This is a genomic window from Gemmobacter aquaticus, from assembly GCF_007859075.1.
Classification (GTDB): Bacteria; Pseudomonadota; Alphaproteobacteria; order Rhodobacterales; family Rhodobacteraceae; genus Gemmobacter; species Gemmobacter aquaticus.
In genome coordinates this window covers 22,220-43,975 of the sequence record NZ_VOAK01000004.1, presented here as the reverse complement: position 1 = coordinate 43,975, position 21,756 = coordinate 22,220, and the positions used below count along the sequence as shown (strand labels likewise).

The 21,756-nt window shown below is 62.8% G+C and carries 21 protein-coding genes and 2 pseudogenes; 11 read left to right on the top strand and 12 right to left on the bottom strand.

Translation table 11 applies throughout. The features are described from left to right. The first annotated feature begins 96 nt into the window (after positions 1-96). Together FQU74_RS01295 and arsA are read left to right on the top strand one after the other, a co-directional pair. On the top strand, positions 97-1,551 hold the full coding sequence (locus FQU74_RS01295; RefSeq protein ID WP_146284629.1) for a plasmid recombination protein: 1,455 nt from the start codon (positions 97-99) through the stop codon (positions 1,549-1,551). Positions 1,552-2,056: 505 nt separating this feature from the next. Next, on the top strand, positions 2,057-3,781 hold the full coding sequence (gene arsA / locus FQU74_RS01290) for an arsenical pump-driving ATPase (protein ID WP_170246181.1): 1,725 nt from the start codon (positions 2,057-2,059) through the stop codon (positions 3,779-3,781). A gap of 6 nt (positions 3,782-3,787) precedes the next feature. Here the strand turns inward: arsA and FQU74_RS01285 are convergent, their stop codons facing one another. From FQU74_RS01285 to FQU74_RS01260, 6 genes are all read right to left on the bottom strand, one after another. After that, entirely contained in the window at positions 3,788-4,300 is a 513-nt protein-coding gene (locus tag FQU74_RS01285) for a DUF2478 domain-containing protein (protein WP_146284619.1), read from the bottom strand. A 54-nt stretch (positions 4,301-4,354) separates the two neighbouring features. After that, complete coding sequence (locus tag FQU74_RS01280; RefSeq protein WP_146284617.1) at positions 4,355-6,814, bottom strand: arsenate reductase (azurin) large subunit; 2,460 nt, start codon at positions 6,812-6,814, stop codon at positions 4,355-4,357. Between the two features lie 12 nt (positions 6,815-6,826). After that, on the bottom strand, positions 6,827-7,351 hold the full coding sequence (locus tag FQU74_RS01275; RefSeq protein ID WP_146284615.1) for an arsenate reductase (azurin) small subunit: 525 nt from the start codon (positions 7,349-7,351) through the stop codon (positions 6,827-6,829). 154 nt (positions 7,352-7,505) lie between these two features. Next, the gene (locus FQU74_RS01270; protein WP_146284613.1) at positions 7,506-8,720 is read right to left on the bottom strand and encodes a sigma-54-dependent transcriptional regulator; all 1,215 of its coding nucleotides are present in this window, start codon (positions 8,718-8,720) and stop codon (positions 7,506-7,508) included. Beyond that, on the bottom strand, positions 8,714-10,132 hold the full coding sequence (locus FQU74_RS01265) for a sensor histidine kinase (RefSeq protein WP_146284611.1): 1,419 nt from the start codon (positions 10,130-10,132) through the stop codon (positions 8,714-8,716). Before FQU74_RS01265 ends, FQU74_RS01270 begins: the two co-directional genes overlap by 7 nt. Further along, positions 10,129-10,968, bottom strand: coding sequence for a substrate-binding domain-containing protein (locus FQU74_RS01260; protein ID WP_146284609.1), 840 nt, complete (start codon positions 10,966-10,968; stop codon positions 10,129-10,131). Before FQU74_RS01260 ends, FQU74_RS01265 begins: the two co-directional genes overlap by 4 nt. 218 nt (positions 10,969-11,186) lie before the next feature. Here FQU74_RS01260 and FQU74_RS19535 point away from each other — a divergent pair, with 218 nt between their 5' ends. The 3 genes and pseudogenes from FQU74_RS19535 to FQU74_RS19480 all read left to right on the top strand — a co-directional run. Then, entirely contained in the window at positions 11,187-11,345 is a 159-nt protein-coding gene (locus tag FQU74_RS19535) for an ArsR/SmtB family transcription factor (RefSeq protein ID WP_229704479.1), read from the top strand. 156 nt (positions 11,346-11,501) lie between these two features. Further along, positions 11,502-12,058 (top strand): annotated as a pseudogene (locus tag FQU74_RS01250) (arsenic resistance protein); the annotation flags it as partial. Continuing rightward, positions 12,059-12,253 (top strand): annotated as a pseudogene (locus tag FQU74_RS19480) (topoisomerase DNA-binding C4 zinc finger domain-containing protein); the annotation flags it as partial. 6 nt (positions 12,254-12,259) lie between these two features. Here FQU74_RS19480 and FQU74_RS01245 read toward each other — a convergent pair. The 6 genes from FQU74_RS01245 to FQU74_RS01220 all read right to left on the bottom strand — a co-directional run bounded on the left by FQU74_RS01245 (position 12,260) and on the right by FQU74_RS01220 (position 16,937). Further along, the gene (locus FQU74_RS01245) at positions 12,260-12,619 is read right to left on the bottom strand and encodes an HNH endonuclease (protein WP_146284606.1); all 360 of its coding nucleotides are present in this window, start codon (positions 12,617-12,619) and stop codon (positions 12,260-12,262) included. A 535-nt stretch (positions 12,620-13,154) separates the two neighbouring features. Continuing rightward, on the bottom strand, positions 13,155-13,559 hold the full coding sequence (locus FQU74_RS01240; RefSeq protein ID WP_146284604.1) for a hypothetical protein: 405 nt from the start codon (positions 13,557-13,559) through the stop codon (positions 13,155-13,157). After that, positions 13,556-13,771, bottom strand: coding sequence for a YjiS-like domain-containing protein (locus tag FQU74_RS01235; protein ID WP_158635501.1), 216 nt, complete (start codon positions 13,769-13,771; stop codon positions 13,556-13,558). Before FQU74_RS01235 ends, FQU74_RS01240 begins: the two co-directional genes overlap by 4 nt. Before the next feature lie 231 nt (positions 13,772-14,002). After that, on the bottom strand, positions 14,003-14,923 hold the full coding sequence (locus FQU74_RS01230) for a LysR substrate-binding domain-containing protein (protein ID WP_146284601.1): 921 nt from the start codon (positions 14,921-14,923) through the stop codon (positions 14,003-14,005). Between the two features lie 93 nt (positions 14,924-15,016). Further along, on the bottom strand, positions 15,017-16,225 hold the full coding sequence (locus FQU74_RS01225; RefSeq protein ID WP_146284599.1) for an aspartate transaminase: 1,209 nt from the start codon (positions 16,223-16,225) through the stop codon (positions 15,017-15,019). Positions 16,226-16,262: 37 nt separating this feature from the next. Continuing rightward, positions 16,263-16,937, bottom strand: a complete 675-nt coding sequence (locus FQU74_RS01220; protein WP_146284597.1) for a 4-carboxy-4-hydroxy-2-oxoadipate aldolase/oxaloacetate decarboxylase — start codon at positions 16,935-16,937, stop codon at positions 16,263-16,265. A 250-nt stretch (positions 16,938-17,187) separates the two neighbouring features. On the opposite strand from FQU74_RS01220, the gene FQU74_RS01215 reads away from it, so the two are divergent. Genes FQU74_RS01215 through FQU74_RS01190 form a run of 6 tightly spaced genes read left to right on the top strand, consistent with a single transcriptional unit; the run spans position 17,188 to position 21,755 of the window. After that, positions 17,188-17,619: an acetyl-CoA carboxylase biotin carboxyl carrier protein gene (locus FQU74_RS01215; protein ID WP_158635500.1), complete on the top strand. Its 432-nt coding sequence runs from the start codon at positions 17,188-17,190 to the stop codon at positions 17,617-17,619. After that, entirely contained in the window at positions 17,616-18,977 is a 1,362-nt protein-coding gene (gene accC, locus FQU74_RS01210) for an acetyl-CoA carboxylase biotin carboxylase subunit (protein WP_146284593.1), read from the top strand. The genes FQU74_RS01215 and accC overlap by 4 nt, the downstream gene beginning before the upstream one ends. Continuing rightward, on the top strand, positions 18,970-19,623 hold the full coding sequence (pxpB, locus tag FQU74_RS01205) for a 5-oxoprolinase subunit PxpB (protein WP_146284591.1): 654 nt from the start codon (positions 18,970-18,972) through the stop codon (positions 19,621-19,623). Before accC ends, pxpB begins: the two co-directional genes overlap by 8 nt. Further along, complete coding sequence (locus tag FQU74_RS01200; protein WP_146284589.1) at positions 19,620-20,621, top strand: 5-oxoprolinase subunit C family protein; 1,002 nt, start codon at positions 19,620-19,622, stop codon at positions 20,619-20,621. Before pxpB ends, FQU74_RS01200 begins: the two co-directional genes overlap by 4 nt. Then, positions 20,599-20,994, top strand: a complete 396-nt coding sequence (locus tag FQU74_RS01195) for a hypothetical protein (RefSeq protein WP_146284587.1) — start codon at positions 20,599-20,601, stop codon at positions 20,992-20,994. Before FQU74_RS01200 ends, FQU74_RS01195 begins: the two co-directional genes overlap by 23 nt. Next, positions 20,991-21,755 (top strand): LamB/YcsF family protein, encoded by a 765-nt coding sequence (locus tag FQU74_RS01190; RefSeq protein WP_146284585.1) that lies wholly within the window; start codon positions 20,991-20,993, stop codon positions 21,753-21,755. Before FQU74_RS01195 ends, FQU74_RS01190 begins: the two co-directional genes overlap by 4 nt. Position 21,756: the final 1 nt, after the last annotated feature.

The window sequence follows — 21,756 nt, the reverse complement described above, 5'->3', positions numbered from 1 at the left end:
CCGAGGCGCACACCAAGAATCTTGCCAAACCCGTACCGGGGTTTTCCTGGTCGTCCTGCATCCTGATGCGAGACGACAAGATCTTCAGGTTTCCCCATGTCCACCCTTCCGACCTTCGATACCGCTGCATCTGCAATTCAGACCCAGCACCCCGCAGTGCTGAACTTCAAAGGCCTGCATCCGAAGGACCTGGGCAAGTTCGCCATGCACGATAAGCGGCGGGGCGGCGACCTCTCCCATATTAACACCCGGCTGAGCGCGATGAATGAGGTTCTGCATGGTGGGCCGCAGTGGATCGACACCGTCCGGGAGAAGATACGGGCTGCCCGCGCGACCAACTACAAGGAACACATCGCCGCTCTGAAAGCGAAATCCCGCCAGAGGGAGGCTGCCGAGGTGGAGGCCGCAGGCCCCCGTGATCCATGGTGGCCCTGCAAGGGTGGCCCGATGCGGGAAGGCCTTCTGACCGTCAACAAGGCCTGGTTCGGGGGAGCGGGTCAATCGCTCTGGGATCCAGAGAGGATCAAGGCGTTCACCCGGACCGCCCTGACCTTCCTGAGAACGTACTTTCCGGGCGATCAGCTGTGTTATGCCAGCGCACACCGCGATGAAGAAGCGTTTCACATCCACTTCATCGTCCTCGTCTGGACGGTCCGCACCACCCTGAATCGAGGGCGTCAGATCCTGCTGCAGGCCTCGGCGAACCCGTTGCTGGCCCGGTACGAGTATGCGCAAGATCTGGTTGGCGCGGCCTTCCACCATCTTGGCATCCGTCGCGGCGCGCACCGCGCCGAACAGCGCCGCGCCGCCAGGGCTGCAGGTCGGCCCGCGCCTGAACCACGGCGCCACGTGCCACCATCGCAGTATCGGCAGGCCGAGATCGCCCGAGGTCGAGCCGAGGCGCAGCGGCTCGTTTCGGCAGCAGAGGCAAAGGCGGCAGGCATTGTTGATGCGGCGCGGAGGTCTGCCGCGGAACTTGCCCGCGATGGTGACGAGGCGCAGCGTCGGCTTGCTGCGACCCTCGCACAGATCGGGCGGCTCAAATCCGAGAGGGCGGCGCAGGACGCGGCGTTGCTCCACCTCCGGAAAAGCGCCGACGCTGAGCGGGGTCGGGCCGCCGAGGCGAAAGAAGATGCCGATCAGGCGGTGAAGCGATACCGCCTCGCCAACGCCGCCGCCCGGGAGGCACAGGCAAAAGCCAAGGGAATCGTGGGGAGCCTGACCCTGGGTCTCCGCTTGTTCGCAGAGGGGATGTTTACTTTTGCGGACAACGAAACCGGCAGCAACCTCAGGCTGGTCTGGACGGCGCGAGCAAGGGACTTGCCGCAGCAGCACCGGAATGAGGCGCGCCTCAATCCGGTGCTGCCCCTCTTGAAGCGCTTTGCCGACACCGTTTCAGCGGCTCTCGAAGCAATGGTCAGGAAAGAGCGTCGCGCAATCGCCGATGATGCCGCGTTTCTGGCGAACCTGCGCGACAGCCTCAATCCCGACCAGATCGCACGTTTGAGCCGCATCGCGGCAGCCCGTGACATGGATGGGCCGGGATTCTGACGTGCAAAGGGCGATCGGCTGAGCGCCAGAACTGATATAGACCCGAGACCCCGGTAAATCTGAAGAAATTGGCGTCGAGGGTTCATCCCCGCGAGTGCGGGGAACATCGGAACATGGCCTATTTGGTCATCTATCACTCTTCACTTTCCCGGACATCAGACTTGATGGCCGCTTCGGAGGGCGGCAATTACTGACGCGAGAGGCAGCAATGGGCCGGGGTGCGTCGAAGTGAGCTCCACCAGCGCAAGGGGCGGAGAACGGACGGTCGGCGGGCCGCGTAGGATGTGCTCTTCAGTCAATTGCACCGAACAGGCGCTTTGGGACTGGCCAGCCTACCGGCCGCGCGGTCGCTTAGTTTCGTGTGGTTTCGAAGCTGCCCCCCCGACGCCGGTAGACACGACTTCAGAAATTAATCCGGGTATTGATCCAAGTCATCGATGCGCTGCCGCCTTTGTGCGAGCTGTGCCATAGCCATTTGGGAAGGGCTGTTATGAATTTCAGTCTGATGCATGATCCGACACACTACTTGTTCTTCACGGGCAAGGGCGGGGTCGGGAAGACGTCGCTCAGCTGCGCGGTTGCCGTTTCGCTGGCGGATAGCGGCAAACGCGTTCTTCTGGTCAGCACCGACCCGGCCTCGAATCTGGACGAGATGCTCGCCGTTGCACTTTGCGATCAACCGACCGCGATACCGGGCGCTCCTGGCCTCTTTGCGCTGAACATTGATCCGGACAAATCAGCCGAAGACTATCGACTACGCGTGATCGACCAGCTTGGATCCGCTGCTGATGAAGCGGAGCGAGCCACGGTGCGTGAGCAACTGTCGGGCGCCTGCACCAGCGAGATTGCGGCGTTTGATGAGTTCGTGGGGCTTCTGGTAGGGGATGCGGATGGCTTTGACCATGTGATTTTCGACACGGCGCCGACCGGCCACACCCTTCGGCTCTTGAGCCTGCCTCGGGCCTGGACGGGGTTCCTGCAGGGCAATGACCGGGGTGCCTCTTGTCTGGGCCCGCACTCTGGACTGAAGATGCAGGAGGAGCGGTTCCGCGCGGCATTGCGCGCGCTGGCTGATCCCGATCAGACCTCGATTGTCCTGGTAACACGGGCCGATCGCGGCGCCGTGCGCGAGGCGGCGCGGACTTCTGACGAGCTGCGCAGCCTTGGGCTGGGGAATCAGCGGCTGGTCATCAACGGGGTCTTCCGTGCCTCTGTTGCTGGCGACCCGGTAGCCGAGGGTCTTGCGCGTGACCATGCGGCAGTGATTGCGGCCTTGCCGGAGAGCTTGGCCGACCTGCTGCGGGACGAGGTGCCGCTCCGGTCCTTTGATATGGTAGGCCTTCCGGCGCTGCGGGCGCTGTTCTGTGACGAGGTCCCGGCGGCGGCCATCGAGAGACCGCAAGCGATCGAAGTCGCGGGGCTGGACGCAATGGTCGATGACTTGGCCAAGGCCGGGCGCGGATTGATCATGCTGATGGGCAAGGGCGGTGTCGGTAAGACAACAGTAGCCGCTGCCGTGGCAGTGGGTCTGGTGAAGCGCGGCCACAAAGTGCATCTGACGACAACCGACCCGGCGGCCCATGTTGCACTGGTGGTGGATGGCAGCCTTGAGGGACTGGTGGTCGACCGGATCGACCCGGCCACGGAAACCGCGCGCTATGTCGAGAAGGTCATCGCCACCAAGGGCCGCGACATGGACGAGGCCGACCGGGCTCTGCTGCGCGAAGACCTCGCCTCGCCCTGCACCGAGGAGGTAGCCGTGTTCCACGCCTTCTCGCGCATCGTGGCCGAGGCGCGGGCGGCCTTTGTCGTCATGGACACCGCGCCCACCGGGCACACACTGCTCCTTCTGGATGCGACCGGAGCCTATCACCGGCAGATGGCGCAGGACATGGGCAAGGTACAGGGGCGGATCATCACGCCACTGATGCGATTGCAGGACCCGGACTATACCCGGATTATCCTTGTGGCGCTGCCCGAGACGACGCCGGTCTCTGAGGCAGCCAGCCTGCAGGAGGATCTCCGCCGGGCGCAGATCGAACCATGGGCCTGGGTGGTGAACAGGTCGCTGGCGCAGACAGTGACGCGCGATCCCCTGTTGCTGCGCCGCATCGCCGGAGAGGCGGCGCAGATCGCCCGCATCAAGGGTGGATTGGCACAGAGGATGTATCTTCTGCCGTTTGCGGCCGAGCCGCCCGTTGGCATTCCGAGGCTGTTGGCGCTGACCTGATGCGCTTCAGGCGAACTGGGGCTGGATCGCCGCGACGCACCAGTTGGCGACGACTTCGGCATTGGTTGGCAGGCCCTCTATCGCTTCTCCGGCAAAGGCGAGAAGGGCCGCAAGATTTAGTCCGTTTACCCCGACCAGTACCGGTATTCCGCGATGCAGCGCCTCTGCAATGATGGGGACGAGACCGCGGCCCTCGGCCTCACGCTTGCCGTACTTATTGACAAGCAGGATGTCGGCCCCGTCGAGGCGGCGCTCCACCTCGAACACCGCCTGTTCCAGCGCGCCGCTGTCCAAGGTGCAGCCGCGCGCCAGATCACCCCGGTCTTCGCTGATGCGCAGGGTGGGGCCGTCGGGCAGGACGCGTAGGTCCATGTCGCATTTGCGGCGGTCAGGACGCTCGTGGTTGGATTGCACTGTTCCCGCCAGCCGCATCCCGAGCACGGCAAGGCGGCCCGCCACCTCGGCGATAAGAGCGTCCGTCTGGCCGCGTCCCTGCAGGCTGACATAGGCAATGCGCATCACTTCCCTCACTAAACCAGGGGCCCGCTCAGTGCATCTGGGCGGGCCAGTGTCTTACAGTTCGACTTCCCAGGATTTGAATGACACCCGCGCCGCCGCCGGGGTGGCGTCCGAGATCTTGCGGATGTTCGCCCAAGTCTGCTTGTAGTTCGGCAGGATCAGTTCGTTTGTGCCCGCATTGATCACGTTCCCCTGCGCCCCGTTCGGGGCACCGAAGACCATGAAGGTCTCGTTACGGCGGGCGGTCGGTTCGGGATAGGCCAGCGCCTGCGTTGCGCCGACGTCATTGAAGACTTCGACCATGTCACCCGGCTTCAGCCCCAGGTCGGCCATGTCGTCAGGGTGGATCTGGATGAAGGGCACCGGCAGGCGATCCATGACAAAGTCGTTTTTCTGGTCAAGGAACCAGTTCTGCCAGTTCAGGTTGGCGCGCCCGTTATTGATCAGGAAGCGGTGATTCGCCCGCTGCTGGGCCTTGCCGGGGGCCTGCAGCCCGCGCCAAGCGCCCATGCAGAAAAGTGCTTTGCCGTCCTCGCGACCGTGGCGGGTGAAGACGCCGTCCTCGTACAGCCGTTTGGTGCCAACGAGGATGCCGTTATCATACCCCTTCACTGGCTCCTGCACGCCGTTGTTCCCGGCAGCGCGGAGGCGTTCATAGGTCAGTTCTGGATTGCCGGAATTGTAACCGTCCATGAAGGCGTCTTCCTCGGTCGTCCAGTCGAACCCCTTGAACTGGTCGGCATATTCGGCGCGACCCTCCTCACGCAGTACACGTTCCATGTGGTTGGCCAGTCGGGCCGCGATGATGCAGTCGGGCTGGGCCGAGCCAGGGGCGTCCATGTACTTTTCGACCAGCCGCAGCCGCCGCTCGCCGTTCATCGAGGTCAGGTTCATCTCGCCCGATTCCACCGCCGGCAGGATCACGTGTGCGGCCTGGCCGATCTGACTGTGGATGATGTCGACGCAGACACTGAAGATGCCGCCTGCGTTGATCGCACCGACGATGGCTTCCACCAGTTCCTCACGCGTGGCCCCGGCACGGGCGTCCATCGCTTCTTTCACCATGTTCGAACGGCGGTTGTAGACGCGCTTGAATTCGGCAGCGTTAAGCGTGGTCTTGTAGTGATCGTTGGCCCAGATATGGTGGACCTTGCCACCGCCAGAGATGATCAGCTGGTCGATATAGGGGGCTGGGCGGCCGACATGGGCGTCCGAGGGACGGAAGTAGCCTTCCTGGTGCCCGCCCAGACGACAGACGCCACCGCCGTCGCGGCCGATGTTGCCGGTGGCAAGGCCGATGTTCACCAGGGCACCGATGACACGGTAGTTGTCATTGCCCCAGATGATGCCTTTCTCATAGCCGGTCACCGTCTTGCGACGGCTGCCGTCGTCCTTGGGCTTGGCGATCCACTCCGCGGCCTGAATGATTTGCGCCTCGGTCAGTCCAGTGACGGCGGCCCCTTCGGCAAGGCTCATCTTGCAGGCCGCGCGTGCAGCCTCATACGAGCCGAGCGATGCCGGATGTGCCGCATCTTCGGCAACCGCGACATCACCCTGAAAGGTCGATTTGGCGATGAAGTCGGCATCCACCCAGCCCTGATCCGCAATGTAGGTGAAGAGGGTGTTGAACAGCGCAAGGTCCGAGCCACTGGCGATCTGCAGGTGCAGCACGTTCTCGGCGCTCGCCACCTGCTCGCAGGCGTCCACCGTGACGGTGCGGCGTGGGTCGACAATAACCACTTTCGCCCCGTTCTGCATCCCTTTTACCATGTGGTTCAGGAACAGGTTGGTCTGACATTCCATTGGGTTGGTGCCGACCAGCATGATCGTGTCGGTGAGCTGGTAGTCCTCGTAGCAGTAGTTCAGCTCGTCCACGCCCATGTCGCGGGTGGAATGGACCTCGGAGTTGTAGGCGGGGCGGTTGTGGATTCGGCAGTGCTTCACCTTCATCGAGCCGAAATAGAGCTTGCCGGTGCCCCAAGTGTTTTCATACCCGCCGGCTGAGCCGCCGTGGTCAAACATCGAGACGTAGAGATCGTTCTCGTCGTCCTTGTCGATCACGCGCGCCGTGACGCGGGCCACGAGGTCCAGTGCATCGTCCCAACTCGTCGGCTGCCAGGTGCCATAGCGCCAGACCATCGGTTCGGTCAGTCGCTGCGTCTGTGTGCCGGTGATGTCGGAGCGCCGGTTTTCGGCCATGCGCGCCCCGCGGACGGAACCGAGGCCGCTGTTCACCACGCAGTCGACATCCGGCTTTAAAACCAGATGTACGGGCCGCCCGTCCTGATGCACCACGTTATACATCGACGGTGCATACCACGCATCGGTCTCCATCGGTTGTTGCTTGGACAAGTCTTGGCCTGACCAGTTTTCGGCAAAGGTGCCCTGCTGATTGACGGGCCAAGTGTAGGCCTTGTAGCCGCATCCGACGATGCAGTAGTGGCAAGTGGCGTTGTGTACCCGTGCGTTGGCCGGAATGATCGGCAAACGGTCGACCTGACGTTTGAAAGCCATCTTTCACCCCCCTTAGGCCGACAGAACGTTGGAAAGACGGCCGTAGATCAGCTCGTCCACACCATCGGCATAGATGTCACCCTTGTCGTCCACGCGCAGCTTGAACTGCGGCAGATTCTGGGTCGCATGTCCCCAGATCTGCTGGCCGCCCGCTTCACAGTCGAAGCGGCTGAAATGGCCAGGGCAGTTTAGCGTCTTGTCCCCGGCGTTATAGGACAGCGGCCAACCCTTGTGCGGGCACAGGACCGAAAATGCCACTATATCTCCGTCCGCGCCAACACCGCCATGAACGGTCGTGCCGAGTTTAAGAAGGACGCCGGGGCTGTCGGCGTCAGGATAGGCCACGTCGAAGGGCTCGTTTACCTTCAAGTCCCCGACATTGGCCAGCCGGTTGGCTGGAAACTCCACCCGGGCCAGTGCCTGTGCCTGCACCTGCCCTGCGGGCAGAACAGTCGCCGCAGCTGCTCCTGCCGCACCGAGTACACCCCCGCGCAGGAACTGGCGTCGGCCCACATCGACCAGACGGTTGCATTTCATGGCTGGGCTCCTCCCCTTGCTGTGCTCTGGATCAAGGGTAAGGCCATCGGGCCAGTGGTTTCGACCGGCTCCTGACCGTCGCCGCGGCGCGGCTAAGCGTTGGTCTGAATGGGGTTTTTTGCGCGTTCGGAAATCCGAACACGACGCAGGGGTTTCAAAGGCCCAGCTTCTGCATCTTTTCCCACAAGGTGGTACGAGAAACCTGCAAGAGCTTTGCCGCCTCGCTGATCTGTCCGCTTGAACGTTCCAACGCACGCAGGATATGGGCCCGTTCAGCGGAATCGCGCGCCTCGGCTAGCGAGGGCAGCTTGCCATCTGCCTCGGCCCGGCGTTCGGGAAAGAGGTCCGCAGGGAACAGCGTTTCACCCTCGACCGTCGCCATCGCCTGAACGAGCCTCGCGCGCAGTTCGCGTCCGTTTCCGGGCCAGTCGTAATCGCGCACCACCTGCTCAGTCAGGGCAGACACACCGCGCAACGGCGGTGTCCGGCGGGCATTCATGGCCTCGAACAGGCGGTGGAACAGCCAGAGCGCGTCTTCGGGGCGTTCGGACAGGGGCGGGATCGGCACTGCGAAAAGGTCGAGCCGGTAGAATAGGTCGGACCGGAAACTGCCGTTGCGCAGGGCCTCGGTCATGTCGGTGCTGCAGGCGGCAATCAGCCTGGGAGGGGGGGCGCCGTCTAGCCATTCCATCAGGAAGTCCTGACCCTCGGGCGGTAGCCGTTCCAACGCGTCGAGGAAGAGCGTACCTTCCCCGACTTCGGTCAACCCGCGTTCCAGCTCGGCCATGCTTTCGGCTCGCGACAGGGCGACGACGACAAATGGGGCGGCAGAGCGGTCGGACAGCGCATGGATGCGCCGGGCGACCAGCGCCTTTCCGGTGCCCGCCTCGCCGCGCACCAAAACGGGGCGGTCCATTCCTGCGGCCTGCGTCACAAGATTACCGATCCGGCGTGCGGCGGGTGAGATGCCAAAGGGCTGATCAACGGCAGTTCCCTTTGGCCGCAGTAGATGCGCGAGGCGGTGAAGAAACTGCCCCATCTCGAAGGGCTTGGTCACATAGTCTGCCGCCCCGGCCTGCAAAAGCCGCACGGCCTGCTCGATCCCCCCTTGGCCAGTGATGAACAGAAACGGCGGTGGCGAGGTGGTGCGGCAGAGCGTAGCGAACAGCTCTTCGCCAGTGCCGTCCGGCAGACGGATGTCACAGACCACTGCGTCGATCGGCGCACGGGGCGTGCGCAGGGCGCCCACCGCACGCTGCATCAGTTTGAGCCAGACCACCTCGGCCCCCTCAAGCCGAAGCCGCTGTTCGATCGAGCTGCCCATGATCTCGTCATCCTCGACCAGAGCAATCCGGCGGCCCGTCAGCATGTGTCACCCCCAATCGGCAGCGTCACCTGCACGACAGATCGGTTGGGCATTCGGGAGTAATCGATCCGCCCTCTCAGGCCGGCGACAAGGTCGCGCACCAGCCGCAGCCCGACACCGGTACCGGGCAGGAGCGCATCATCCGACAGCAGCCGCCTTCGCGCCTCGGGGGGCAAGCCTGGGCCGCTGTCCGAGACGGCAATGCACAGGCCCTCGGGTCGAAATTCTACCGTGCAGCCGACCGCCCCGCCTTCGCCTGCTGCGGTCGAGGCATTGAGAAGCAGGTTCAGCGCGATCTGGCGGACGGATGCCGCAGAAAGGGTCGCAAGCGCGGCGGCAGCGGCATCGACCTGCCAGTCCAGCGTCTGGCGAAGCCGCGCTGTCTCGGGCGCAAAGAGCAGCTTCAGGTCGTCGAAATCCTCGGGCTTCAGCGGCAGGCCGTGCCGGTCCAACCGGTTCTGCTCCAGCGTGGCACGGGTCACGTCGCGCAAATGGCGCAATCCGCGATCGAGCAGGTCGACCGAGTCCCGCACCACCTCGGGCCGGTCGGCATAGGTGCGGATGGTGTCCGCCGCATTCAGAAGCCCGCCCAACGGATTGTTGATCTCGTGCGCCAGCGAGGATGACAGGCGGCCAAGGCTGACGAATCGCTCCCGCTCGGCCAGTCGGCGTTCCGCCTCGGCCTTGGCGGCAGCGGCGCCAATCATGGCGTTGTACGTCTGGAACAGCCGCGCCAGTTCGGTGTCCCCCGCTGGAATCCGGTGCTCCGGGATCGCCTCGGGCGCACCGTCAGCCCGCGCCATGTGGGCTGCCAGTTCAGCCACCGGGTGCAGCATCCGCCGCACCGCAATATAGCCGCCGAGGGCAAGGATCAGCGTTGCTGCCGCGTTCCCAGCCAGAAGCCAAAGGAGCACCCGGCGCCGTTCGGCCACGAGGTCCGATACATCGAGTTCGGACAGGATCGTTCCGACTTCCCGTCCCTGAAAGACAAGGCCCGACAGTACCCGCACATGGGGCTCTTCTCCTGTCAGGCGGATCGTCTCGACGGGCTGTGCGCCTTGGCGGAGCGGTTCGATCAGGCTGTCCACCGGTGCGCGTAACGGGTTGGAGGCGGCAATGACCTGCCCGGCTTCATCGGCGACAACGGTCAACACCAGACGTTGTCCCGCCATCGCCTGCTTGGCGCGGTCCAGTGTGTCGTAGACTTCCCACACATCGCGGCGCAGGACTGCCGGGCCAAGTGCCACTGTCAGCCCATCCACATGTAGCCGAGCCAGTTCGCGCAGCCTTTCCTCCTGCACGGCCCCGAGGGTTGCCATCACCTGTTGCGAGGCGACGATGCCCACAAGAACCATCATCCCGGCTGTGATCAGCGGCACGCGCAGGGAAAGCGGCAGACTTGTCGGCCGGGTCATCCCGTCACATCCCGCATACGCTGGCGGATGCCGTCGAATAGCGTGAGGTCGCCAGGGATGATGCCATCCAATTGCAGAAGATTCAGTGCAGCCCGGCCCGGCGGGGTGGCGGACAGCGACAGAAGTGCTGTTTGCAGGGCAAGCATCGTCTCGTCGCCTATCCGTTCGCGGCGCGCGACGAAGGGTGGAAAGCCCAGTTGCTCCGACCGGGCGATGACCTTCGTGCGCGCGCTCAGCTCCGGTTCCACCTGCGCTAGTGCCTCCCAGACATAGCCGTCAACGCTGCCCGACCGCGTCAGCCCGCCCGCGACGGCCCGCACCACGTTCCGGTGCCCATAAGTGAACAGCGCGCGCTGGAAAAAGGTCTCCGGTTTCCGCCCCATTCGCGCCAGATCCGAGGCGGTGACCAGCCAGCCTGAATTGCTGTCTGGGTCTGAAAACGCGTGGGTCCCGCCCTCAAGCCCGGCAAGATCGGTCGCATTTTCTTCCGCCGCTACGATAAGATAGGACCGGTAGAGCGGCGCGCCCCGCCAAACAGGTACCCCAAGAAGCGCAAGCGCTGCCTCGTGCTGCAGGAAGGGAAAGCCACAGAGCCAAGCAGCATCCACGCCGCCTTCCAGCAATAGGCCCGTGACCTCTTGGTACGTACGGCGTTGGATCAAGTCGATCGGGCGTCCGGTTCCCTGCCCGACGGCGTCTCGCAGGCGGGTGATGACCTCGGCTTCGTTGTCAAGGAACACAGGGGTCAGACCTAGTCGGATCGGCTCTGCCCCGCTCAGCAGGGCTGGCGCTGCCGTGAAGGCAGCCGCAAGGCCTAAAAAGCGGCGTCGGTCCATAGTCACTCCCCGCGGACAGAATAGGTTCCTTCTCTTCTGACAATCAACCCGGAAGGTTAACGAATGCGGATGCCTTGACGGCGCATATCGTCAAACGTCGATGTATCCGCCATGCCACAAATTTTCCCCGACGTAGAAGTGGCTTTAGCTGCTATGGCCGAGGCGCTTGGCGATCAGGCGCGACTGCGAATCCTGCTGCTTCTGCATATCACACCCGGATGCATTGGTGGCGATTCGTCGAAGCGGTCGGATTGGCGCAATCGACCGTTTCCGAACACCTGCGCATCCTTAGATCTGCCAAGGCTATCCGCGGAGAGTTCGACGGCGCCAGCGTCTGCTATGCCCTGAACCCGGATGCCCTCTGCCCCCTTGCCTAATTCGCGTTGCGCCTCTCTGACGCAGCGCCATCCGATGCCTGCTGGGTCCCGAAGCCCGCGACACCCTCCACGGACAGCTGACCTAATCCCGCTTGTGCCCATCCGACCCACCTGTCGTTTCTCGATCGCTGACTGACACTGTGGATCTTCGCCACGATGGCGCCTGGGATCCTGCTTGGCTCCGTCATTACTGGCCTGCCTGCCGCGCTGGATTCACTGTCCGTCGGAACCACCAACCTGCCCATCGCCATTGGCTTGCTTGTCATGATGTACCTGCCGCTGGCCAAGGTGCGGTACGAGGAACTGCCGCGTGTGCTCGCCGACCGCCGGGTACTGGCATTGTCCCTGGTACAGAACTGGCTGATGGGCCCGGTGTTTATGTTCGCGCTCGCCTTGGTCTTCCTGCGTGATCAGCCCAAGTATATGATCGGTCTCAACTTGATCGTTCTTGCCCTCCGCATCGCCATTCCGCTTGCACTGCGCTTCATCCTCCAGTTCGGCCTCAGCTTCCTGATGGGGTGGATATTTGCAGCCGACTATCGGCGAACTACCGCCGAAGCCTTCACGCGGCAGGCAGCAATTTTGAACTGGCCGTCGCCATCGCCTCGTTCAGGCTGGACTCGCCTGTATCCTTTGCTGCTGTGATTGGCCACTTGGTTGAGGTTCCGGCGCTGGTATTTCTGGTCCGGCTCGCCCTGTTTCTCCGCCGCAGGTGCGGGGCCAGCTATCCGACATGCCCCGAATGCGAAGATGGCTGGCTGGTCGAACGCAGCGGCAGCTTTGGCAAGTTCCTCGGCTGCGTCCGATATCCGACCTGTACCGGGAAGGCAAAGAAGTCGAGGGTGTACGCACTGCCGATGCGAAGCTGCGGCGCAGAAAGGGTTCCTGAGGCTAGGCCTGCCGAGTAGCAGTCTCTAGCGAGATCCCCCCTGCCCTGTTCCAGGCAGGTACGCCGCCAACCAACGCCCTGCCGCCATCCGTCGCTGCACATGCATACGGTATATCTCTGGTGACGGCGGCTGCTTCCGTCGATGCCGTGCGTTGTTGCAGAAAAGGCAAGCGGCAACAATGTTCTCGGAAGTATCCGCACCGCCCTCCGAGCGCGGCAGCAGGTGCTCGGCGGTGCATTGCAAGGCCCTCGGCGGCCTGCCTTTACGACCAGCGGCCAGCAGGGAATAACCATTGGCTTCATCCCACATCGGCAGTCCGCAGTAGTAGCAGCGGCCCTCCTGTGCGAGCATTTTCCGATGACGGATCTTCTTCAGTGCTTTCATGGCACACATACTCCATTCGACTTCGTGAGAAGCGAATGCGCAGTGCCCCAGTGGGTCGCACTCCCCCCGGCGGGAAGCTCTCTGCTCGCGCGAGGCCCGATGCTTCGTGGCTTCGCAGTCCGGGTAACGAAACCTGCCGCTTGACTGCTGCAGACTTGATCGGCCTTCGGCTCTCTCAATGCGATCGATGATCGCCCTCGCTGTGGAAAGAGTAGTAAGGGGCTTGCCCTGCGTCAACACAGCCGGTCGGGCAACGTCAGTGGCACCTCACCCCTTCCCCCTCTCCAGCAGCGCCTTCACATTCGAGACCTGTCACCTCCCGCCACGTCGGGTTCGAATTCCGCTTGCTGTCAGCTCGGCAGCGATGTCGCGGAGCTACAGATGGCCAGCGGCACAAATACGCGACAGGTCCAACATGCCGAGACGAAAAGCAGGCCAATGATCGGAAGGCTTTGGTTCATCTTGTCCAATCCGGTGATTGTCGGTTGATCGCCCGATCAAGCGGCCTCGGGCGGTCATTTGCGCTGCATTTGGCTCAGCGATTGGTCTTGCACGGCGAAAGTGCCCACCATCCGACCATGCAGAAGCCGAGCATCACGACGTTTGCGAGAAAGTCGATCAGCATAAGCCTGCTGAAGACAGGCTCTATCAACGTGAACTGGGCGTTGAACCAGAAGAACGGCAAGAGCGCGAGGCCATAGGCGAGGAAGGTCGCCCGTGTGAACCGACTGAATGTAGCGAAGATGCCAGAGAGAATGGCCTGTGCGCCGAAGCAGCCCATCAGGATCCGCGAGGCCTGGGTACCGATATAGTGCTCTGGCAAGAAGCCCAAGGCCTCGACCTGACCGGGAAAGAGCAGGCACCAGCTGCCAAGGATCAGGAAAGGTGCCGCTATCATGCCTTGCGCCCACCGTGCCAAGCGTTCGGAGCGGACCGTCATTGCCCTTCCTCCTTCAGCCAATCCCGCAAGTCTGCGGGCGCCAGATGCGCGAGATCCTCAGGTAGGCCGACGTCACGCAAAAGGCGCGGATCGAGCCGGCCAATGTCGCGCGCGGTCTGGCGACGCGCCAAGAAGCCCGCAAAGCTGTCCATCAGGGGCCACGCCCCTTTCGACGCGGTCAAGGTCGGTGCGGTAAGAAGTTGGCTTGTCATTTTCAAGTCCTTCTCCATGGGTTCAGTCACTGATGGTAAGGGCCTCGCGGGCCAGTCCCGACAGTTCCATCTCGATACGGCGCCGGACACAGGATGAGCTTGGGCAGAGATGACATTCGGAGGTCGAGGTCTTGTAAGTCTGCGGACGGCGTCATTGAAGTGAGCACCTCAAGCAAACGTTTGGAAACGGTCGTGGCAGATTGAAAAGGCGATCGGTATTCAGAGCTAGTGTCAATCGCGTTGGGTGAACTCTTGCGCCAGACGCATCAGGTGATCGCGAACCACGGCAGCCGGTTCTGAGAGCGGAAGTTGGCCCGACACGCAGATCGCCATGCTGATCTTCATGTTGGGCTTGCGGATCCGCATAAGCTTTGCGTCGGGGACTCGACGAAGAACGGCGAACGCAGCCGAGCGCGGCAGGATCGTCGCGCCCAGACCCTCTGCAAGAGCCCCGGCGAGAAGCGAAATCGACTCTGTCTCAACGATGACCGTCGCGCTTAACCCGGCACGGGAGAGCGTTGTGTCAATCACCTGCCGGATGGTGTGGATCCGGCGAGGCAGGACAAGCGGGCCGGCAACCGCTTCGGCAAAGGTTACCTCTGCTTCCCTTCCGTCCGGCATCTGGACGCCATCGCCCCCTCGCTTCACAAAGTAGAGCTCTTCGGTTGTGACAGGTTGGAATGACAGGCTCGGGACGTTCCCCGGATCGAAGATAAGTGCGACATCGGTCTTGCCGGTCATTACCTGCTCACTGATGACGCCGCCGACATTTTCGTTGATGTGCAGAACGATGCCCGGATAGCGGCTGCGGATCGCAGCCATAAGCTGCACGGCAATGAGCGAGCCAAGGCTCAGCGGTGCGAGCGCAACCGAGACGAACCCAGTCACAGCTTCCGAGGTGGCCGAGATGTCAAGCTCGGCCTGCTCCATCTGCTTCAGGATGCGCTGACAGTGCGTGTAAAGGATCCGCCCCGCCTCGGTTGGAACCACCCCGCGCTTGGAGCGCAAGAGCAGCGGCTTGCCAAAGTGCTGCTCGAGCGCGGTGATCTGTTGACTGAGTGCAGGCTGAGCAATGCGCAACATGGTCGAGGCGCGTGTGATGCTGCCGATGTCAACGACCCGGACAAAGGCATGAAGCCGCTTGACGTCCATGCATCACCCCCATTCCCTGGATTTACCGCACCTCATCACACCACTCTGGCACAGGGAATTCTAGAGTTGGTTGCGTCACGCCCTATCAATCAATCATGTCAGATTCCCGCAGGCGCGGGCGATCCGGATGCAGGCATCCTCCAGAATTTCCATGGAGGTGGCGGTAGAGATACGGAAATGTGGCTCGAGCCCGTAGGCCGCCCCGTGGATGGCCGCAACCCCTTCGGAGTCGAGCAGATAGAGGACGAAATCCAGATCACATGTAATCTGCTTTCCTGCGGGTGTCCTTTTTCCGATCAGGCCCGAGATGTTTGGATAGAGGTAGAAGGCCCCATCCGGCTGCAGACAGCTGATGCCGGGAATGGCGTTCAGGCTGGCGCAGGTCGCCTCGCAGCGGGCGCGATAGACCTTGACGGTTTCCGCAACCTGCGACTGATCGGCCGTCAACGCAAAGGCAGCCGCCGCCTGGCTGATCGAGGACGGACAGGATGACATCTGCGACTGCAGCTTGTTGATTGCGGCGATCAAAGCTTTCGGACCCACCGCATAGCCGATCCGCCACCCTGTCATCGCGTAGGATTTCGACACACCGTTCACAACAAGGGTTCGGTCCGCTAGATCCGGGGCAACGGTCGCGATGCTGGCTGCGGAAAAATCCGCATACCAGATCCGGTCGTAGATCTCGTCGCTCAGAACAAAGACCTGCGGATGGCGGCGCAAAACGTCCGCAAGTCCGCGCAGCTCATCCGCCGTATAGGCAACCCCGGTCGGGTTGGAGGGAGAGTTGAGTACCAGCCACCGGGTTGCCGGTGTGATCGCTGCTTCAAGCGATGCCGGGGTCAGTTTGAACCGGTCGGCCTCTACGCAGGGAACGATGACCGGGGTTCCACCGTTTGCGATCACCATATCTGGGTAAGATACCCAATAGGGCGCCGGGATGATGACTTCATCCCCGGGCTCTACCGTCGCCATAAGGCCGAGGAAGATGATCTGCTTGGCGCCGCCGCCGACGCAAATCTGGTCGTCTGCGCAATCGATCGAGAGGCGCGTGGCATAATCCTGCCGGATCGCCTTCCGCAATGCGGGCGTCCCGTTCACCGGGGTGTATTTGGTGTCGCCCGAACGGATCGCGGCAATCGCCACCTCCTTGATCGGGTCCGGCGTATCGAAATCAGGCTCTCCAACCGTCAAGTCGACGATGTCGCGCCCCTGTGCCCGCAGGTCGCGCGCCCGTTGCGCGGCGGCAGTGCTGGGAGAGACGCGGATGTCGGTGACGCGACGGGCAAGTTTGAGGCTGGTCATGACGAAGTCCGATTCTGGTGGGTTGCGGTGTTTCAGATCAAAGGTCGGTCGTCAGGCCCTTGGCCTTCAGCACCGCTTCAAGGTTGCTGACGTCAATCACACTGCGGCCCGACTTGTAGGCCGTGATGTAGCCGGCCTCGGCCTCTTCACGCGCCGCCGACTTCGCGGCAACCGCCGCTGCATCCTCGCGGCGCACCACCACAAGTCCATCCGCATCGCCACGGATTACGTCGCCCGGACGTACCAGCTGCCCACCAAAGACGATGTCGCCATTGATCTGCCCGAGAGTCTCCTTGACGGTGCCCTTGATGCAGACGCTGAGCGAAAAGACCGGCAGGCCCAGCTTTATCAGCTCCAGCGTGTCGCGCACACCGGTGTCTGTGACCACGCCCGCGATGCCCTTGGCAAGACAGGCATTGCCCAAAACGTCGCCAAAGCTGCCCGCCTCTTCATATTCCCCGGCAGATACCACGATGACATCGCCCTTTTGGGCGTAATTGATCGCCAGTTGCAGCATGATGTTGTCGCGGGGCGCGCTTTGCACAGTAAAGGCCGGACCGCAGACCGACATGGCACGGTCGATCGGTTTGATGCGCGAGCTGACTGCGCCGAGACGCCCCTGCGCCTCATGGATTGTGGCCGAGCCAAAACGGGCCAGTTCGGCCACATCCTCGGCAGCAGCGCGGGCGATTCTGGTTATAATATGGGGCATGTCGGCCTCTCGCTCTCGGTTTGCGCGGCAAGTTTTGACCTGCTCGCGATCACTGGGGATTGGCGACAATCATAGGCTGGCCTTCAGGACGGGGATAACAGCCGATCCATCTGACGTAATCGGCTTTCACAATGGCTGCGCAGGCGATTGCGCGGCGGGCACATATCATCCGAAACCGCTCTGACATCATCAGGTTTTGCAGATGCTAGGCTTTTCCAAAGGTCAGGATGAAAGTGGGATCCATGCCGGTATGACCATCGATGTTGATCAGATCATAGCGAGACTAGAATGGGCGGCAGCGCGGGGCCTGAGCACCTTCGCCGTTGCCACCGACACCTTCCGGCTCTCGCTGGTGCGCGGAACCGGGGAAGACGCGATTAACGCAGCGCCATGCGCGACCCAGGACATACCCTTGGCATCACACCAACGCGTCCCTGCTCCAAAGGCAACAACCATCGATGCGCCACTTGCAGGTCTCTGCCAGTTGGCGTCGGCCCCCGGCGCCGCCCCATTTGCCGAACCCGGCATGACCGTGGCAGCCGGGCAGACTCTTTGCCTGATTGAGGCGATGAAGGTGATGACATCTGTTACCGCCGCCGAAGCGGGCGTGATCGATGCAGTCCTAGTCGGCGACGGCACAATGGTCGAGGCCGGAACGCCGCTTTTCAGGATGCGCGCATGATACAAGAAACTGTCCTGATCGCCAACCGCGGCGAGATTGCACTGCGGATCATCCGTGCCTGTCGTAGGCTTGGCCTGCGCGCAATCTGCGTTCACTCCGAGGCAGACCGTGGTGCTCCCTGGCTTGCACTTGCGGATAGCGCCCTCTGCATCGGCCCTGCCCCAGCGCAGGCAAGCTATCTCCACATCCCAGCAATCCTTGCCGCAGCAAAGGCAACCGGAGCAGATCTGATCCACCCAGGCTATGGTTTCCTGTCCGAGCGCGCAGAGTTCGCGGCCGCGGTGGCCGAGGCCGGATTGCGTCTTATCGGCCCGCGCGCGGATGTAATGCGCAAGATGGGTGACAAGGTCGAGGCAAAGAAGGCGTTGCTCCGCGCGGGGGTTCCTTGCGTGCCGGGGCCAGACTCGGTCTTGCCCGACGATCCACAGGCCGTTGCCAATGCGGCCGAGGCGATCGGGTATCCGGTGATACTGAAGGCCGCAGGCGGTGGCGGCGGGCGCGGGATGCGGGTCGTGCGTCAGAGGACAGATCTGGACGAGGCCTTTCTGCTGACCCGGCAAGAGGCATCCCGCTTTTTCGGCAATCCCGACATCTACATGGAAAAGTTCCTGGAACGCCCGCGGCACGTCGAAATCCAGATCATCGCCGACAGCCATGGGAATGCACTGTGGCTGGGCGACCGGGACTGCTCGATGCAGCGCCGCCACCAGAAACTGATCGAGGAAGCCCCAGCCCCCGGTATCGATCGCGCATTGATTGCGGCGGTGGGTGAACGCTGCGCGGCTGCCTGCCGCGAGATCGGCTATGTGGGGGCGGGCACCTTCGAATTTCTCTACGAAGACGGCCAGTTCTATTTCATCGAGATGAACACCCGCATTCAGGTCGAACACCCTGTCACCGAGCTGGTGACAGGGCTCGACATTGTCGCCTTGCAGATTGACGTCGCGCGCGGGGCATCGCTCGCCCTGCTCCAATCTGAAGTCGGCCTCGCGGGTCACGCGATCGAGTGCCGGATCAATGCTGAAGACCCGGAGAACTTTGCCCCGCATCCGGGCCAGATCACCGCGCTCCACCTGCCGGGTGGGCCGGGCATCCGCGTCGACAGCCATGTTGTGCCGGGCTACACCATCCCTCCGCACTACGACTCGATGATCGCAAAGGTCATCGCCCATGGCGCGACACGGGCCGAGGCACTTTCGCGGCTTCGAACAGCGCTACAGGAATTGTGTGTGGAAGGGATCAAGACCAACATCCCCCTGCATCGTCAGATGCTTGCCGAACATGGCTTCGTCGGCGGCGGTGTCAGCATTCACCATCTGGAACACTGGCTGAAAGCACGCGAGGCGCAGGATGTCTGACACCAGGCTTTCAATCATCGGCAGCAGAGCAGTTCTGTTCGAGGCGAATTGCCCCTTTGATCTGGATCATCAGCAAAGGTTCTGGGCCATGGCGACCGAAGCAGCAACATGGACAGGGGTTCGTGAGGCTGTACCGGGAATGACCAACCTGACTCTGCTTCTTGATCAGGTGCCGACAGATCTGAACCGCCTCTGGCAAGCGCTGGCCGCTCTCTGGCATTCGGGTCGGCGGCAAGAGATCGACGGGCAACTTCTGCTGGTCGACGTCACATTCGGCGGTGCAGGCGGGCCGCATCTGGCCGAGGTTGCCGCGATGACCGACCTATCGATTGACAAGGTGATCAACCTTCACACCGCGCCCGAGTACACTGTCTATGCCGTCGGCAGCCACGCCGGCTATTGCTATCTGGGCGGTCTGGACCCCCGGTTGCAGACGCCGCGGCGCAAGGTGCCGCTGACAAGGCTGCCGGGGGGGTCGTTGTCACTCGCGGGTTTGCAGACTGGGGTTTCCGCCTCGGCGGGGCCGAGTGGCTGGAACACCATTGGAAAGGCAGATGTGGTCTTTTTCGACCCTGGCCGGCAACCGGCTGCCCTGCTGAAGCCGGGTGATCGCATCCGGTTCCGTCCTGTCGAGGTCTTGGCATGATCGAAATTCTCGCAATACCGCCGCTGGCGACCGTGCAGGATCTTGGGCGCGAAGGCTACTGGTCGCAGGGGCTTGGCCGTGCCGGAGCGATGGACCGGCGCGCACTCGCCATCTCAAATCTTCTGCTTGGCAACGCGCCAAACGCGCCCGCGCTGGAGATCCCACTGACACCGGCGCGGCTCCGCTTCACGAAGCGTACAGCCTTTGCCCTGGTGGGTGCCGCCTGTTGCGCACGCCTTTCGGGCCGCCCTCTGCCCGCGGTCTGGGTCGGGTTTGCCGAAGAGGATGCGCTGCTGGAGCTTGGCAGCATGACGACGGGCGCACTGGTCTATCTGGCGCTTCCCGGCGGTATGGACGTGCCGAAGGTACTCGGCTCGCACAGCACCCAGTTGCGTGAGGCATTTGGTGGATATGACGGGCGGGTACTGGCTCCGGGCGATATCCTGTGCGGAGCCCGCAGAGATGCCCTCGCCCTGCCAGCGGCAGGGTTGAGCATTGTTATTCCACCACTGCGAGAAATCGGTGAAACCGCAATCCAGCTGCGCGCCCTGCCCTCTGCGGAAGAGCCGGGCTTTACCGAAGCCTCCCGCACCGAATTCTGGTCTTCAGAATGGGAGGTTAGCCGGGAAGTGAACCGCATGGGGTATCGGCTTTCAGGGCCGACGCTGGAGCGGGCAACGACCGGCGAGCTGCGCTCGCACGGCATTGTGCCCGGCATCGTGCAAGTGCCAGGCGGGGGGCAGCCAATCATCCAGCTGGCTGACAGCGCGACCATGGGCGGATACCCGAAGATCGCAGCTGTCATCGAGGCTGATCTATGGCGCGTCGCACAGGCCCGACCCGGTGATCGTCTGCGCTTCGTCCGGGTTGACCTGGCTCAGGCCGCAGAAGCCGAGCGTAAGGCAGATAACGAGATCGACAACCTGCGGACGGCACTAAGACACGCCTCTGAACTACATGAGAAATGGGGGGATCATGCTGTCGCACACCGATCTTGACCGGCTGCTCGACGCGATGCGCGCGACCGGTACCACCGAACTTCGGGTCACATCGGGGTCCGATCTGCTCGAATTCGGACTTGCACCCCTTCCTGTTCGCGCGGAAGGCGCCCCGATCCCCCCCACCGCTGTTGACGTCGCCCGCAGCCCGGCCATCGGCTTTTGGCAAAGACGTGGACTGGGAGACGGGCTCTCCCCCCTCTCGGTCGGCGACAGCGTCATGGCGGGTGAGATCCTGGGGTATGTGCAGCACGCCCTGGTGCTTTGGCCAGTCGCCGCGCCAGCGGATGGCGAATTGGTCGACCTCGGGCCTGATGAGGATACCTTGCTTGGTCATGGCGATCCCGTCCTCCAAATCCGGAACACGCTATGAACATTGATATCAACTCCGACATGGGTGAAGGCTTCGGGCCCTATGTGATTGCCGATGATGCCGCACTGATGGCGCATGTCACTTCGGCAAATGTCGCTTGCGGGTATCACGCGGGCGATCCCCTGATCATGGACCGAACCATCCGGCTCGCTCGCGATCATGGCGTCGATCTGGGGGCCCATGTCAGCTTTCCAGACCGGATGGGTTTCGGCAGACGCAAGATCGACATGCCGATGGCCGAGATCGAGGCGCATGTCCTTTATCAACTTGGGGCGCTTGAGGGTCTTGCCCGCCGGGCCGGCCATCGCATCACCCACATGAACCCGCACGGCGCCCTGGGCAACCTTGCCAGCAGCGACCCTGCAACCGCCGAGGCAGTCGCATCAGCAACCATGGCGTTTGATCCGTCGCTTGCCTTTCTGGTTCTCCCCGGCAGTGCGCTGGAGCGTGCGGTCAAGGACCGTGGCGGCCGCGTGGTGCGCTTGTTTCTTGCGGACCGTGGCTACCTCTCGAATGGCCAGCTTGCCCCGCGTGGACAGCCTGGTGCCGTGATCCATGACGTCGGCGCGGTGATCGCGCGCGTCCTGCGTGTACTGCGAGATGCGCGCATCGAGACGCTTGACGGCCCCGACATCGCGATGCCGGTGCAGTCAGTCCTCATCCATTCCGATACTGCCGGGGCATTGACCCTGGCACAGCAGCTTAAGGCTGCCCTCATCGCCGAGGGCATCTCTCCGACACCGATTTCGCGTCACATCTGAC